Raw genomic sequence first — 16,421 nt, 5'->3', positions numbered from 1 at the left:
ACGCCTAGATGCTAAAGGCGTTGTGTCAAGCAAGCGAGAAAGAAAGCTGTTATACCTCTTCGAAATTCTCCTATACCTTCAAAAAGTACATGATTTGACAGACTTTAAGATAGTTAAATCTGTGGCAAAATTTGCATATATAATAATTTGTTTGTAATTTTGCCACAGATTAAAGAGCAATAAACCAAATGAAAGAAACAATAGGAAATAATCTAAAATCACTAAGAGAAGCCAATAAATTTACACAAGAGAATGTTGCAAGGTATCTAGGCGTTAGTCGCTCAACCTATTCTATGTATGAGTTGGGAGAGCGTGAAATGCCTTTGGAACAAATGGAAAAAGCGGCAGAGCTTTTTGGATGCGACCTCGATGTTCTTTTTGAAGAAGATGCAAAGGCTATTGAAAGTGCACTTGCCTGTGCCTTCAGAGTAGACAATTTGTCACCTGAGGACATGGAACAAATTGCCCATTTTAAGGGTATCGTGAAAAATTATTTAAAGATGAATAATCTCTTTACTAGCCATGGTATTAAGTAAAAAGCAAGCAGAACAGAATGCGAAGTTTTTCCGTATTAAAATAGGACTAAATTCTTCGGAGGCTATAGATGTGAAAACCGTTTTGAGGAAACTGAACATACTAACAGTTTATCTTCCAATGTCTGAAACCGCATACGGTTTGTCGTTGTCGTCGCAACAAGGCGATAAGTTCATTCTTGTAAACAGCAACACACGTAAGGGCAGACAGCATTTCACTATTGCCCACGAACTTTTCCATCTGTTCTACGATGACAATCCTACTCCTCATCTCTGCACGAAAGACGGACGTTCGGCTACAGAAAAAGCGGCTGATGCTTTTGCTGCTGCTTTGTTGATGCCAGAGGATGGTGTTATAGAAATGATTCCCGATAAATATTTAAAAAGCAAAGAATTACCAATATCTGTAGTATTGCGTCTGGAGCAGTATTTCCGTGTGTCTCGTTCAGCTATGCTCTACAGACTCAAAAACATCAATGTAATTTCTCAAGACAATTTAGACAAGCTGCTTGAACTTGCTCCAAAACAAACCGCAAAAGACTATGGTTACGACACCACACTTTATGAATGTGGCAACGACTATCTTATAATAGGTGATTATGGGGAGAAAGCGAGATTGCTGTTTGAATCTGAAATCATATCAGAGGGCCACTATGAAGAACTAATAAATAAAATACGACATGACAAAGAGGAAGATAGTGCTGGATGCTGATGTTATCATATTGTTAATCTCCACAAAGGTAAATTGTCGTGTAGTTCAATTTATAGGATTCTGCTAACAAGTATAGTATGACCTTTTGAGCAAGGATGATGCATCTACCACTAAAAAGGAATTCAACAATAGAGATTATTTCTCTATTTTACAATTTCTCAAAAAAAAGTTTCAAAAATCGTGCAGTCTTTTGATAAAAACTACTCCTTGAAATAAAATGAGTAAATATATTTATGAATATAGATATTAATATAGACGCATGTAGGCAGGGAGATCGAGAGGCTCTTGGAACATTATATCAGACATACTCTGGGAGATTAATGAGGATTTGTTTGCACTATGTGAAAGATAGAAATACGGCAGAAGATATTTTGCACGATGCTTTTATTATTATCTTTACCTCTATAAAAACACTGAAAGACAACTCTAAACTCGAAGGGTGGATGATTACCATCGTGAGGAATCTTTCATTGAAATATCTACAAAGTGTAGAAAAAGACGAAATACCGTTATCGTATCTGGGGATTGATATTCCAGATAAAGGACGTGAAGAACAAAAAAACATTGAATTGGAACTATTGCTGTCAGCAATAGAGTCCTTACCAGAGGGAAATCGGGAAGTGTTCAAACTCTCCGTGCTGGACGGTCTATCCCATAAGGAAATCGGAGAAATGCTTGGCATCAATCCACACAGTTCATCGTCACAGCTGTTCAGAGCAAAGAAAATGCTACGTACAATACTGATTAACTATTGGATGCTGTTAGTATTGCCAATTCTCATCCCGATATATATCTATTTCATAACGAGAGAAAAGTCTATTGGAAAGTCTGATTATAAGTCTATGGCAGACAACTCTCATAAAGATAAATCCAAGATTGTTCAAAAAAATGGAAATGCGCTGAAGATAAAACAACCAAAATACTCGCCCCCATCAAGCACAAAGAATGATAATGGCAATATTTGGGCGGAAACAACTGTTCATGCTGAGAGACAATCTCCACAAATAAAAACAGACAGTGTGGAAGCAGAACACCGCACCGCACCATTCAATGCAGATTCCTTACAGAAATATCTAGCAAAGGGTATCGGTATGGAGGATGATTCTTTGCATCGTCTTCTACAAATTCATGAAAACAAACTGGTGGCATTGAATGAAGGTTCAGCTATCAAACTCAGCCATAAGAAGAAATATCCGTGGACATTCAACTTCGGTTACTCTTCAAATCCTTCAGGCAACGCCACATCGAGTTTGAATTATTTGTCGGTTATAGACTATGCTAACGGCGGTGCAGCTGCCAAAATTTATTCTTTGAACGAATATATTGATTACCTTGACAGAAACCGTACGATGATGGATTCAACGGAGAACGCAAGGCTGCGCCAAATAGCAATGAATACAGATGGATCAACTGATCAAGACTTAGGTGAAAAGATCCATCACTATCGTCCTCAGACTTACAGTCTGTCGCTTAATAAGCAGTTGACACCACGATGGACCTTTGGCACTGGACTTACCTACACAAGGCTGAAGTCTGAATTTGAGAGTCCATTTAATGATGCTAATCTGAAGAAGACACAGAAGATAGATTACATAGGTATACCTTTGAGAATGACTTACAGCGTATGGAATAAGGGACGATTTAATGTTTACGCTACGGGAGGTGTTACCTTCGAAATGCCGATACATAGTTCTCTCACGAAAGACTTTATTATCACTTCGGATTCTTCGTTCACAATGAAGGAAACTGTTCATCCACGTTACCAATGGTCTGTGAATGTAGGTGTGGGTATGCAATATCGCATTTTCAAGCCATTCAGCTTCTATCTGGAACCGAACCTGTTCTACTACTTCGGTAATGGCAGTGGTATTGAAACATATAGAACTGAACATCCGTTCACATTCAGCATACCTTTTGGATTAAGGTTGACATGGTAATAATCAAATAATATATAACTTATGAAACACTTAAAGGTAACAAAAATTTTGTTGGCACTTAGCATTCTAGGAGTCATGACTGCATGCTCTTCAGAAAACACATTGATTGGAAATGTGAAGGTATCAGACGTTAGTACTTCTGACTGCAAAACGTCTTTGTCGAAAGCGGATACTCGCATAGAATACTATAATGACATTTATAGTAAAAAGCCGACATTGACTATGCTCATGGGAAATGACTATACAATTAGCGCACAATTTCTTGATGTACTGGATAATTGCCAGATTGGGCAGTTTCATGTAGATGCGAGCAGTCATGATAATACGATTGTGCTAATTCTTTACCCAGAACAGGATATGTTGACAGACTGCATTTGCCAGTATGATGTGAACTTTAAAATGAAAGATTTAGTTCCAGGGAATTATCAAATAATGGTATATCATACGACTTCAACAAAGCAGACAAACTCATCAAACAAAATATATGAGGGAACTGTAAATTTGGAAATAAACAAGTCAGTAACGCTAACTATGATTCGCTAAGATATAGGAATGAAAAGAAGTAGACGGTGTGCACATCTTTGCACACCGTTTTTTTATGGAATTAAGTCTTAGAAAATAACTTTATGTCAGAAAGGGAGCAGTCATTTGCTTATAATTGTATCTATTATTTGATAGACTCATTGGGCAGTCTCAGTTTGTTTAACCATTTAAAGAGATACATAAATGCAAGCAAGACACTTAGACAGAAAAAGATATTTTGAAGATTCAGCCATAACATCGGCGCATTATTACTTTCCATACATCGAAAAGTTCCATCCCATAAATAAAGACAACCGAGTATTAGAAATAGGATGTGGCGAGGGCGGTAATTTAAAACCTTTTGCAAAAGCTGGCTGTCGTGTCATCGGAATTGATATGGCTCAAATAAGGATAGAACTAGCGAGACATTTCTTTGCGGTAGAAGGTTTAGAAGGTGATTTTGAGTGTGATGACTTTCTAAAAATTCCTATTCCAAGAGAAGATAAGGAAAAGTTTGACATTATTATTCTGCACGATGTCATTGAGCATGTTCCTGATAAGTATGCATTTATAGCTTACACTCATAAATTTATGAGAGCAGATGGAATTCTTTTTGTTGCTTTTCCTGCATGGCAGATGCCTTTTGGCGGACATCAGCAAATTTGTAGAAATAGGATTTGGTCGAAAATACCTTTCTTTCATTTGCTGCCTTATTCGTGGTATCGTTTTATATTAAAAAAGTTTGCAGGAGAAGAAGAAGCTACGATTAAGGAACTTCTGTATATTAAGAAGTGCAGATGCTCTATCGAGAGATTTGAAAAAGTAATAAAAACCGTCGATTTAACTATCTTGAATCGCAAACTTTGGCTTATTAATCCGCATTATCAACAAAAATTCGGATTAAACCCCAAGAAACTTTGTCTACCCATATCGCAGATACCCTATTTAAGGAATTTCTGTTCCACATCATGTTTCTATTTATTGAAAAAATAATAGTAGCTTCAAGCAATATTCGAAGAATACTTGTTGACCGAGTTAAGTATGCGCTAAATTAATTCCGTCAATGGGGATGATATAACATGTTCATGGGCTGTGAGTGTTTATTCTTCTGTAGTTTCTCACTGATATGTTTCTTTCTTTGCATGTGTGAATGGTATTATCTCCCGCAGATTTACGCAGATTTACGCAGACAACCCCAAAAACACACTAACTGTCTTTATCTGCGTAATCTGCGAGAGAACAGGTCGTTTATGTTGAAGCATTAAATCTGCGTGAAAATACATCTGCGTTAGCAGATATACGAAAAAGAAACTCTGCGTGAGTCCAATGTGTTTTACATACTTGCTGCAATATCGTAGGCTTGCTTGATGCGGTCGCCCATTCCGATGCCATCTCTAAGATTGCCAGCGATGACGAGTCCGGGATATGTTTGCTGCAACAACGATATGCTTTTTAATCTGTTGCCTGTGCTGCTTTCATATTGTGGAATGGCTTTATCATGACGGTAAATATTGATTTCATCTGGCTGTATCGTTGCGGGATATTTCATCATGCTGTGTAAATCATTTATTACTAACTGCTTTATCTCCTCGTCGCTGAGATCTACCATCTCTGGATGTCGCATGCCACCTATAAAGAATGCGTAAGCAGCTCCTCTTTCGGGAGCACGTTGTGCAAAACAGTCGGAAGGAAACAAGATACCTAATACATCACGCTTTTCTTTGGATGGAACAAGACCGCCAAATGCGTTGTGGCAAACTCCTTTGGTGTCGGAAATTCCTACGCCTACCTGAATTACTGGCGCATACTTCAGATTAGTGATAGTCTCCATGATGCCTTTGTCTACAAATGGTAACATGGTTGGTAGGGAGTAAGCTCCACATGTGGTGACGACCTTGTTGCATTTTATCTGATGCTGCTCACCATTGACGGTGTAGTCTATCACAAAACCATCAGCTGATGGGGTTATACTGATTGACTTTGTTTTTAAAATAATGTTGTCGGAACCAATTTTATCAGCCATCGCCTTTGTAAGATTTGACAGTCCGCCACGAGTGGAGAATACTTCTTTTGTGGCTGTTTTATCTCTATCAGTCTTTGGTTGACGGGCTTTTTTAATAGCCCCAAGGATGAAACTGCCATAGTCTTGTTCCAACTCATATAGTTTGGGCAATGCGTATCTTGTAGGCAGCGTCATAGGATTGGCAGCGTAAACTCCGGCAAGGAATGGATCAACGGCATAGTTGAGATATGAACTTCCAAGTCTTCTTTTCGTCAATTCTGCGATGCTTTCATTGGGATTGTTGCCTTTTGCTCTGAATGGTTCTGTAAGAATACGCAGTTTGTCGTAGGTTGTGAATAGGGGAGTAGTGATGGCGCTGATAGGTCCGGAAGGTAATACATGAAACTTGTTACCTTTCCAGATGAGTCTCTTCTTTGCAGATTCTTTAGCAACTTCAAGTTCGCATTTGTCGTTTAAGGAATGGAACAGATCCATCACTTCAGGATATTTAATGACACCAGTGTTAGGACCACCTTCAAAGATGAATCCATTGACATGATGTGACTGTATCTGTCCACCAATTTTATTGTCGCTTTCAAGGATTGTGACATTGCGGTTTTTCTGATGCAATGCGAAAGCTGTAGTGAGTCCTGTAAGTCCCGCTCCAATGATAACTATATCGTGAGTATTGTCCATCTTATTATATTGGTTTAGAGAATTTTCTATCGGTATTCACCATCAGGGGATCTAAGGCTGCAACAACATTCCTGACAAACGGAGATCCCATTTCAGCCATTGCAATGATGTTGCCAGACATGTTGATAAGTCCATCTGCAGCCATCTCTTTCAGCTTATCTTCATTATAGTTGGTGCAGGCTTTTACCTCGTCAACAGACATATTTAATTCTTTTGCCAATACGTCCCAGTCTAAATGGTAGTTGCACATCAATGATTCAGCTATTTCACGCATCACCTTTTCTTTCTCATTCAGTTTATATCCGTGTGCAACAGGCAAATGTCCGCTGTTGATGGTCTCGACGTATTCGCTGATATCTTTTGTGTTTTGGCAATAAGCATCATCTAGTTGACTAATTCCTGTTGCTCCAAAGGCATACACCTGTCCGGTGGTGCGGAGGGTGCAATAGCCTTGGAAGTTGCGATGCAGTTGGTGGGTATCCAAAGCCTTGCTGAGTTCGTCTTCAGGTAATACAAAATGATCCATACCGATACGGCGGTATCCACCTTCGGCGATAGCCTTTGCAGCTCTTGTTGCCATTTCTTCTTTGCTCTCACTATCTGGCAAACCAATCTTTTCTAATATCTGTTGACGCTTGAAAACCCATGGCACATGTCCGTAACTGAATGTTACTATTCTGTCTGGACGAAGGTTTACGGCTTCAGATATCGCACGCTCAAACTCCTCTGGTGTCTGATGGGGTAGACCATATAAGAAATCAAGATTGATGATGATTCCTTTTGATTTAAGTATCTCGAAGATTTCTTTTATCGGCAATATTGAAGGTTGTCTGTTTACGGCTTCCAATACGCTAGTATCTGTATCTTGTATGCCGATGCTCACTCTGTTGAATCCACTATCGGCAATAGCTTCCCATCCCTCACGATTGAGAAATCCAGGATGACATTCGATAGCTATTTCGGGATGGTCGATAGTAGGCATTAACGACAATAGATGTTGGTTGAGTTCCTTTAGTGTGCTAGCACTAAGTTGGGATGGACTTCCACCACCATAGTGTATCTGCGAGATGCGCCTGTTTTTGTCGAGATGCTTTGCAACAAGGTCTATTTCTTTATGAAGTGCATCAACATATTTATCGGTAGACTCCTGATTATTCCATTTGAAAGAATTGCATCCGCAGTAATGACACAAGCGTTTGCAATAGGGGAAATGGAGATAAAATGAAACATTGTTTCTCTTCGCGTCGTTGGAATCCTGGATTGTCTTTATGAAATCAGATTCATTGATTTCTTTGAAATAGTTGGCTGGGGGATAACTGGTGTATCTCGGTGCTTGAATATTGTATTTATTAATTATTTCCTTGTTCATTGTATTCGTAATAAAATGACGGAAAGCATGTGACGGCGGATTTGATGATTATCGCTGCACATGCTCTCGATGTTATCAGAAATTATATGATATTGATGTTCCAAAACTTACTGGTCTGCCCTTCTGCACATAATATGCGTTACTCAAGCTAAAGCAATAGGTCTGATAATTGGTGTCGGTGAGGTTCTTGCCCCATATTTCCCAGTTGAACTTACCACTGCTGACGATGACTTTAGCATTAAGTAGAAGATAGAATTTCTGACTAAGAGCATTGTCTTCGTTCCAATATATCTTGCCTGTTCCGTCAAGACCGGCACTGAATGTGATTCTATCAACAATATTGCACTTTGGATATAAGGTGTAATCAGAGTTTAAACCGAAAGTGTTTCTTGGGACCATCGGAATCATATTGTGATTATAAATCGTCTTATCACTTTGCTTGTAGTCAAGAAATTCAGCATAGGTATATCCATAGCTTAATCCAACATTCCAATTGTATATAGGGTGGGCAGAAACAGAGAGCTCAACACCTTTGCTGTTGCTATGTCCTGCATTTGTAAGGATGTTGCCTACTCCAGGAATAGTATGAGTAATCTGTTGATGTCTCCAGTCGATATAAAATAAAGAAATATCGGTGGTGATTTTTCCATCAAGGAAACGCAGTTTGCTGCCTACTTCATAATTCCAGCTATATTCAGGTTGGTATGTCTTGTCGTCGTCGGAAGTAATGGTTTCGTTGAAACCGCCCACTTTATACCCACGACTTACGGTGATATAGTAATTGTTATGCAGGGTAGTGAGGTATTGCAGACTGAACTTTGGCGAGAATTGGTTGAAGTTGAGCTTATTGTTGAATGTATATGGAGAATTGTTAGCAGAAGTAGAACCTGTTACGATAGTATATCTTTTATAATCTTTCTTTGCATGCTCATAGTCAAATCTTAATCCAACAGTGGCAGAAAGGCCTTTCCATATATTATAAGATGACTGATGATAGATAGCGAAAGATGATATAGGATCACTGTAATAGGTAGGCATGCTGAATTTCCGGGCAATATAATCTGTTGTCAGAACATTGTCCTTCTTCTGAATGAGTCCGAAAGCTCCAAGAATCCATTGGTATCTCTTGTCATTATTTGATTTAAGTGTGAATTCCTGCGTGAGCGTGTTCATGTGGTAATCATTCGTGACAAAGTATTTGTCAGCAGTAGTGAAGTCCTGATCAATATTCATGCTTCCGTTCATAAACTGATATGATGTCTGACTGCTGAAGCTAATGTTGCTTCCATTGTAGACAGCAGATAGTCCATTATTTGATATAAGTCTTTTGAATCCGCTTGTTCTGTTGTAAGAAATGTCTCCTATAGTATTGTTCTGCTTGTCATATAGAGCATAGGGATAACCGTTCTGGTTGCTGTAATCAATCCATGAACTAAATCGGAGTTTCCATAATTCAGTAGGTTTCCATTCAAAAGCAGTTCTGCCAGAATATTCTTTGATCTTGTCAGCCTTTTTGCCAGTAGCTACATTCGTGAAGAAACCATCATTGCTATGATAATTTCCTGAAATAGAGAAACCGATATTGTCTGCCAACTTTAAATAACTTGATGCCTGAGCAGTGATATCGTTTTTGTTACCATAACCTATTTTTATTTTAGTGTTCTGATATTCCAACGGTGAGAATGTGTGAATATCAATAATGCCGCCCATGGCATTGCGTCCGTATAAGGTACCCTGTGGTCCCTTGAAAACTTCAATACTCTCAATATCAGCCATGTCAATATCTAAAGCAGAAATATCATAATGTGGGATTCCGTCAATATAAAAGCCGACAGCGGATGTCTTAGCCTTTGAACCTATTCCACGAATAAATATAGGACTGTTGGCTCTTGAACCATAATCGGGCATATAGAAATTTGGTAGAAGGGTAGAGAGTTCTTTCATGCTTGTGACATTTTGCATGTTTAAGTCTCTTGCGTTCATTTTGTTTACTGACATAGGCGCAAGACTTCTTCTATTGGCTTTGAACTCTGTAACGGTGACTTCTTTAATGTTTATGACACTGTCTGTTTTAAAATGTGTATTAACCAACATAAGTGAAGTCATTAAAATTTCTGTAAGCATACTATTTATCTGTTTTGTTTATTACGTTTATTCAGGAAGTACTCTCATTGCAAGTTTTGGAAGGTCGTTGACATTATCCAATGTTTGCATGATGCTGCCATTTTGAGTTGTTGACATCCTGTTTTTATCAGTGCGCAAAGTTAGCAACTAATCTTAAAGTATGCAATCCTCATTTGTAAGGTAATTAACTGTTTTTGGAAAAATGGTATGCTTCTAATCCATTTTCACTAAACTTGCTTCAGTATTCGTCTATGCGATTATATTAGTAGGAGATATCTGTATAAATGCAAGTTGCGCCTCTATACATAATAAATATAAAATATTTCATAAACTTCGTTGCTTTATGATGCGGCTTGTTGGTAAAATCATTATATTTGTGATTTACTGAACAACTTAATTATATCGTGAATATGAAAAACTACAAAATTGTTTCGGCAGCATTGCTGATGGTGGGACTCATCGTTGTGGGAGTCTGCATCAAGAGTGGATTGAACAGTATGGCAGACAACTCGCGAGTGGTGAACGTTAAGGGGTTGGCGGAAATGGACGTGAAAGCCAATAAAGTAACATGGCCTGTCTCGTTTAAGATTGTTGGTAATGATCTCAGTTCTATTTATCAAGATGTGAACAGAAATAATCGTATTGTGAAGAATTTCCTTATAAGCAAAGGTATTTCTGATAAGGAAATAAGTGTAAACGCTCCTCAGATTGTTGACAAGGCAGCTGATGTTTATGGCAACAATCAATATAAAGAAAGGTATAATGTTACATCGGTGATGACTGTGTCAACAAATAAGGTGGATCTTGTAAGGCGGTTGATGAGCCAACAGGCAGACTTGCTGAAGCAGGGTGTAGCCATTACGGCAAATGATTATAATAATACAGTGATTTATGCTTTCACAAAACTCAATAGCGTGAAACCAAAGATGATAGAACAGGCTACAAAGAATGCACGTACAGCAGCAGAGAAATTCGCAAAGGATTCTGAAAGCGATCTCGGTAAGATAAAAAGTGCCGACCAGGGACAGATATCTATTGAAGACCGTGATGCCAATACTCCTTTTATTAAAAAGGTGCGTGTTGTTACTAGTATTGTGTATTATCTGAAAGACTGACGCAGAATCAGTAAAATCTGTATTTTAATCTGTAATTCGGATACTCGTTAAATGCGTAATATGATTTAACTTTGCATCCGTAAATATAACTAATGTAATAAAAGAAAGGATATAGTAATTATGAAATTAGATTTCACATATGAGAATCCGACCAAGATATATTTTGGTCGTACGGCAATGGATGGTCTTAAAACCGAACTTGCAAAATATGGTAAAACAATTATGCTTGCTTATGGTAAGGGAGCAATAAAGAAGATAGGCGTTTACGATCAGGTTTTGGATATATGCAAGAGTCTGGGTAAGACTGTTGTTGAATTGTCTGGAGTTATGCCTAATCCTACTTACGAGAAAGTGATGGAAGGATGCCGATTGGTAAAGGAAAACAATGTAGACTTGATACTTGCTGTAGGTGGTGGATCGGTTATAGACTGCGCAAAGGCAATTTCGGTATCTACTTATTGCGAAGGCGACGCATGGCAACGTTATTTTACTAACTTTGAACCAGTAGACAATAAGCTAGTTGCAGTGGCTTCAATCCTGACAATGGCTGGTACAGGATCAGAAATGAATTCAGGTGCGGTAATCACAAATGAAGACTTAAAAATCAAGATGGGGCGTGTGTTTGATGCAAACGTTAATCCTCGTTTTTCAATCCTTAATCCAGAATACACTTTCTCTGTATCTAAATATCAGATGTTGAGTGGTATCTTTGATATGATGTCTCATCTTATGGAAGCTTATTTCGCAGGTGATGATAACGGAACTTCAAGCTATATCATCGAGGGATTGCTCCGTTCGATTATTGATAGTACACGTGTGGCAGTAGTAAATCCAGAAGATTATGAGGCTCGCAGCAATTTGATGTGGTGCTCTTCTCTGGCAATGAATCCACTTGCTGGACTAGGAAAGGCGCAGGATTGGGAAGTTCACATGATAGAACATCAGTTGGGAGCTTATACTGATTGTGCTCATGGTATGGGACTAGCTGCTATCTCTATACCTTATTATCGTTATGTATCTCAGTTCGGACTAGACAAGTTTGTTCGTTTCGCTCGTGAGGTATGGCATATCAATGAAGAAGGCATGACCAAGGAACAGCTTGCGAAGGCTGGAATAGATGCTTTGGAACAGTTTATTAAGGAATCGGGAATGGTGACACGTCTGCGTGATCTAAATGCTACAGAGGAAATGCTGCCATTGATTGCTAATTCTACATTATTAATGGGTGGATATAAGCAAATGACTACTCAGGAAATCCTTGATATATTGAAAAAAGCATATTGATGTGCTATATATAATAAGGTGAACTTAAAATCTTGTCATCTTTTCTGTCAACAAAACGGAAATAATGAAATAAAAATGAATCTTTTTAGCAAAAAGATTTGGAGGTTTGGATAAAAACCTATACTTTTGCACTCGCTTTTAAGAACAACGGTTTTTAATAAAGCAAAAAGAAACATCGTGCAAACGAAAACAAAATGAAATTTATTTTCACATGTTGAGTGCAGCCGGTGTTCTTCGAAAGAAGAAAGAGTTCTTTGAAAAGATTTACATAGACAGAAAAGTAGTACAAGAAGCGAGTGCTGGGATTTATTTCGGTACTCGGGTAAAAAGAAACAAACCGTCACCGGACTTAGGTTCGGTTTCGAAAAAATCAGGTTTTAGACTACAATAATTTAGGAGATTCGTTCTGAACAGATTACAGACATTCTAGAAATAGAATATATAATATTTTACAATGGAGAGTTTGATCCTGGCTCAGGATGAACGCTAGCTACAGGCTTAACACATGCAAGTCGAGGGGTAACGAGAGGAAAGCTTGCTTTCCTTGTCGACGACCGGCGCACGGGTGAGTAACGCGTATCCAACCTGCCCACAACTAGGGAATAACCTTGCGAAAGTAAGACTAATGCTCTATAATTTCCTTTGACGGCATCTGATTAGGAATAAAGATTTATCGGTTATGGATGGGGATGCGTCTGATTAGCTTGTTGGCGGGGTAACGGCCCACCAAGGCAACGATCAGTAGGGGTTCTGAGAGGAAGGTCCCCCACATTGGAACTGAGACACGGTCCAAACTCCTACGGGAGGCAGCAGTGAGGAATATTGGTCAATGGGCGAAAGCCTGAACCAGCCAAGTAGCGTGCAGGATGACGGCCCTATGGGTTGTAAACTGCTTTTATACAGGGATAAAGTTAGCCACGTGTGGTTATTTGCAGGTACTGTATGAATAAGGACCGGCTAATTCCGTGCCAGCAGCCGCGGTAATACGGAAGGTCCAGGCGTTATCCGGATTTATTGGGTTTAAAGGGAGCGTAGGCCGTCTGTTAAGCGTGTTGTGAAATGTAGATGCTCAACATCTGAATTGCAGCGCGAACTGGCAGACTTGAGTGTGCGCAACGTAGGCGGAATTCGTGGTGTAGCGGTGAAATGCTTAGATATCACGAAGAACTCCGATTGCGAAGGCAGCTTACGGGAGCACAACTGACGCTGAAGCTCGAAAGTGCGGGTATCGAACAGGATTAGATACCCTGGTAGTCCGCACGGTAAACGATGGATGCCCGCTGTTGACCCACCTGGGCCAGCGGCCAAGCGAAAGCATTAAGCATCCCACCTGGGGAGTACGCCGGCAACGGTGAAACTCAAAGGAATTGACGGGGGCCCGCACAAGCGGAGGAACATGTGGTTTAATTCGATGATACGCGAGGAACCTTACCCGGGCTTGAATTGCAGAGGAAAGATCCAGAGATGGTGATGCCCTTCGGGGCCTCTGTGAAGGTGCTGCATGGTTGTCGTCAGCTCGTGCCGTGAGGTGTCGGCTTAAGTGCCATAACGAGCGCAACCCCTTTCTTTAGTTGCCATCAGGTGATGCTGGGCACTCTGGAGATACTGCCACCGTAAGGTGTGAGGAAGGTGGGGATGACGTCAAATCAGCACGGCCCTTACGTCCGGGGCTACACACGTGTTACAATGGCCGGTACAGAGAGACGGTTGCTTGCAAAAGTAATCCAATCCTTAAAGCCGGTCCCAGTTCGGACTGGGGTCTGCAACCCGACCCCACGAAGCTGGATTCGCTAGTAATCGCGCATCAGCCATGGCGCGGTGAATACGTTCCCGGGCCTTGTACACACCGCCCGTCAAGCCATGAAAGCCGGGGGTGCCTGAAGTCCGTGACCGCAAGGAACGGCCTAGGGCAAAACTGGTAATTGGGGCTAAGTCGTAACAAGGTAGCCGTACCGGAAGGTGCGGCTGGAACACCTCCTTTCTGGAGACGATTTTCCAACAATGGATTATATATAAGGATAGAACAAGAGTTTGGTTCTTTTCCTTCTTGTACTCACTGAACTGTTTATAGATATAAGAGAAATAAGGAAGCTGGGCAGCAAAAAGCCCACGTAGCTTGAATGAACCAGCTGGAAGATATAGTCCTATAGCTCAGTTGGTTAGAGCGCCACACTGATAATGTGGAGGTCGGCAGTTCAAGTCTGCCTGGGACTACTCCTTACAATCCCTCGGGGGATTAGCTCAGCTGGCTAGAGCACCTGCTTTGCAAGCAGGGGGTCAACGGTTCGAATCCGTTATTCTCCACACATGGAACATACTTTTGATTAAGTATATGCATTCCAGATAGATCTTTGACATATTGACACAAGCAAAACTGTAAAGTAATAAAGTTCAAACTTTGAAATCAAGAAAATCGCAAGATTTAAGGATTTCACTTAACAGCTGAAAGTATGAGCAACCTCATGACATTAATGTCATGTTGGCGAAAGAAAGTAAGAAAGGGCGTATGGTGGATGCCTAGGCTCACAGAGACGATGAAGGACGTGATAAGCTGCGATAAGCTTCGGGTAGGTGCAAATAGCCGCTGATCCGAGGATTTCCGAATGGGACAACCCGTCTGTCTGAAGGACAGTCACTCACGCCAGTCGTGAGGGTTAACCCGGGGAACTGAAACATCTTAGTACCCGGAGGAAGAGAAAATAAATAATGATTCCCCTAGTAGTGGCGAGCGAACGGGGACCAGCCCAAACCGGTGATGTGGCAACGCACCGCCGGGGTTGTAGGACCACGTGATTGTATGGAGACAATGAACAGAATGAACTGGAAAGTTCAGCCATAGCGGGTGATAGCCCCTTATGTGAAGTTGAATCCGGCATAGTGGTATCCTGAGTAACGCGGAGCACGAGGAATTCTGCGCGAATCTGCCGGGACCATCCGGTAAGGCTAAATACTCCTGTGAGACCGATAGTGAACCAGTACCGTGAGGGAAAGGTGAAAAGAACTTCGATAAGAAGAGTGAAATAGTTCCTGAAACCATACGCCTACAAGCGGTCGGAGCTGAGCAATCAGTGACGGCGTGCCTTTTGCATAATGAACCTACGAGTTACCATCTCTGGCAAGGTTAAGGGGTTAAGCCCCGCAACCGCAGTGAAAGCGAGCCTGAACAGGGCGTTCAGTCAGAGGGGGTAGACGCGAAACCAAGTGATCTACACTTGACCAGGATGAAGTTCCGGTAACACGGAATGGAGGTCCGCACCAATAAGCGTTGAAAAGCTTCTGGATGAGTTGAGTGTAGGAGTGAAAGGCCAATCAAACTTGGAGATAGCTCGTACTCCCCGAAAGGCATTTAGGTGCCGCGTGTATTGATCCTCATGAGAGGTAGAGCGACCGATAGGTCAAGAGGGCTTCACCGCCTATCGAGACCTGACGAACTCCGAATGCTCATGAGCGGCAGATATGCAGTAAGGGGACGGGTGCTAAGGTCCGTTCCCGAGAGGAGAAGAATCCAGACCGCCGTCTAAGGTCCCGAAATTCTGTCTAAGTTAGTCTAACGAAGTCTGGTCCCAGTGACAGCTAGGATGTTGGCTTGGAAGCAGCCATTCATTCAAAGAGTGCGTAACAGCTCACTAGTCGAGGGTCCGGGCATGGATAATAATCGGGTATAAGGCAGGTACCGAAGACGCGGGATAGTAATAATAAAAGTATCGGTAGGGGAGCATTCCATATGCGTCGAATGGTGAGGATAACCGATCCTGGAGCGTATGGAAAAGCAAATGTAGGTATAAGTAACGATTAGAGGGGTAAGATCCCCCTCCGCCAAAAGTCTAAGGTTTCCCAGGCAATGTTAATCAGCCTGGGGTAAGTCGGGTCCTAAGTCTCAGCCGAAGGGCGAGGGCGATGGCAGAAACGGTTAATATTCCGTTACTACCATAGGGAGTGACGTGGAGACGGAGCAGTGACACAGCCGCGGGGTGACGGAAGTCCCCGTTTAAGGGTGTAGATGTTGAGGAAGGCAGGCAAATCCACCTTCCGAGTCGAACCTGAAAGTACGGCATCCCCTTCGGGGGAAGCTGATAGCGCTGGTAAGCATACTCCCGAGAAAATCCGCTAAACTTAATCCCTGTGGT

At 41.1% G+C, this 16,421-nt stretch carries 10 protein-coding genes, 2 tRNA genes and 2 rRNA genes (1 of these 14 only partly in view); 11 read left to right on the top strand and 3 right to left on the bottom strand.

Annotated elements, in window-relative coordinates; genetic code table 11:
* The first annotated feature begins 188 nt into the window (after window positions 1-188).
* From prwr041_RS03955 to prwr041_RS03935, 5 genes are all read left to right on the top strand, one after another.
* Complete coding sequence (locus tag prwr041_RS03955) at window positions 189-536, top strand: helix-turn-helix transcriptional regulator (RefSeq protein WP_207155066.1); 348 nt, start codon at window positions 189-191, stop codon at window positions 534-536.
* On the top strand, window positions 523-1,245 hold the full coding sequence (locus prwr041_RS03950; RefSeq protein WP_207155065.1) for an ImmA/IrrE family metallo-endopeptidase: 723 nt from the start codon (window positions 523-525) through the stop codon (window positions 1,243-1,245). Before prwr041_RS03955 ends, prwr041_RS03950 begins: the two co-directional genes overlap by 14 nt.
* Before the next feature lie 233 nt (window positions 1,246-1,478).
* Complete coding sequence (locus tag prwr041_RS03945; protein ID WP_207155064.1) at window positions 1,479-3,182, top strand: sigma-70 family RNA polymerase sigma factor; 1,704 nt, start codon at window positions 1,479-1,481, stop codon at window positions 3,180-3,182.
* 21 nt (window positions 3,183-3,203) lie between these two features.
* The gene (locus prwr041_RS03940; RefSeq protein WP_207155063.1) at window positions 3,204-3,725 is read left to right on the top strand and encodes a hypothetical protein; all 522 of its coding nucleotides are present in this window, start codon (window positions 3,204-3,206) and stop codon (window positions 3,723-3,725) included.
* A 183-nt stretch (window positions 3,726-3,908) separates the two neighbouring features.
* Window positions 3,909-4,697 carry a class I SAM-dependent methyltransferase gene (locus prwr041_RS03935; protein WP_207155062.1) on the top strand — a complete coding sequence of 263 codons (789 nt, stop codon included), beginning with the start codon at window positions 3,909-3,911 and terminating at the stop codon, window positions 4,695-4,697.
* A gap of 340 nt (window positions 4,698-5,037) precedes the next feature.
* On the opposite strand, the gene hemG is transcribed toward prwr041_RS03935, so the two are convergent.
* The 3 genes from hemG to prwr041_RS03920 form a co-directional block, all read right to left on the bottom strand.
* Complete coding sequence (hemG, locus tag prwr041_RS03930) at window positions 5,038-6,402, bottom strand: protoporphyrinogen oxidase (RefSeq protein WP_207155061.1); 1,365 nt, start codon at window positions 6,400-6,402, stop codon at window positions 5,038-5,040.
* Window positions 6,403-6,406: 4 nt separating this feature from the next.
* The gene (gene hemN / locus prwr041_RS03925; RefSeq protein WP_207155059.1) at window positions 6,407-7,771 is read right to left on the bottom strand and encodes an oxygen-independent coproporphyrinogen III oxidase; all 1,365 of its coding nucleotides are present in this window, start codon (window positions 7,769-7,771) and stop codon (window positions 6,407-6,409) included.
* 75 nt (window positions 7,772-7,846) lie between these two features.
* Complete coding sequence (locus tag prwr041_RS03920; RefSeq protein ID WP_207155057.1) at window positions 7,847-9,895, bottom strand: TonB-dependent receptor; 2,049 nt, start codon at window positions 9,893-9,895, stop codon at window positions 7,847-7,849.
* 410 nt (window positions 9,896-10,305) lie between these two features.
* On the opposite strand from prwr041_RS03920, the gene prwr041_RS03915 reads away from it, so the two are divergent.
* From prwr041_RS03915 to prwr041_RS03890, 6 genes are all read left to right on the top strand, one after another.
* Window positions 10,306-11,010, top strand: a complete 705-nt coding sequence (locus prwr041_RS03915; RefSeq protein WP_207155056.1) for an SIMPL domain-containing protein — start codon at window positions 10,306-10,308, stop codon at window positions 11,008-11,010.
* A gap of 120 nt (window positions 11,011-11,130) precedes the next feature.
* Window positions 11,131-12,294 carry an iron-containing alcohol dehydrogenase gene (locus prwr041_RS03910; RefSeq protein WP_207155054.1) on the top strand — a complete coding sequence of 388 codons (1,164 nt, stop codon included), beginning with the start codon at window positions 11,131-11,133 and terminating at the stop codon, window positions 12,292-12,294.
* Between the two features lie 451 nt (window positions 12,295-12,745).
* Window positions 12,746-14,275: ribosomal RNA gene (locus prwr041_RS03905) — 16S ribosomal RNA — on the top strand.
* 159 nt (window positions 14,276-14,434) lie between these two features.
* A tRNA-Ile gene (locus tag prwr041_RS03900) sits at window positions 14,435-14,508 on the top strand.
* A gap of 16 nt (window positions 14,509-14,524) precedes the next feature.
* A tRNA-Ala gene (locus prwr041_RS03895) sits at window positions 14,525-14,598 on the top strand.
* A 182-nt stretch (window positions 14,599-14,780) separates the two neighbouring features.
* A 23S ribosomal RNA gene (locus prwr041_RS03890) occupies window positions 14,781-16,421 on the top strand; it runs 1,257 nt beyond the window's last position.
* The 16S and 23S rRNA genes sit together here with 2 tRNA genes alongside, the layout of an rRNA operon.

The sequence above is a fragment of the Prevotella herbatica genome, assembly GCF_017347605.1.
GTDB lineage: Bacteria > Bacteroidota > Bacteroidia > Bacteroidales > Bacteroidaceae > Prevotella > Prevotella herbatica.
The sequence above is the reverse complement of the archived record's forward strand: the minus strand, read 5'-3'. Positions and strand labels throughout refer to the sequence as shown.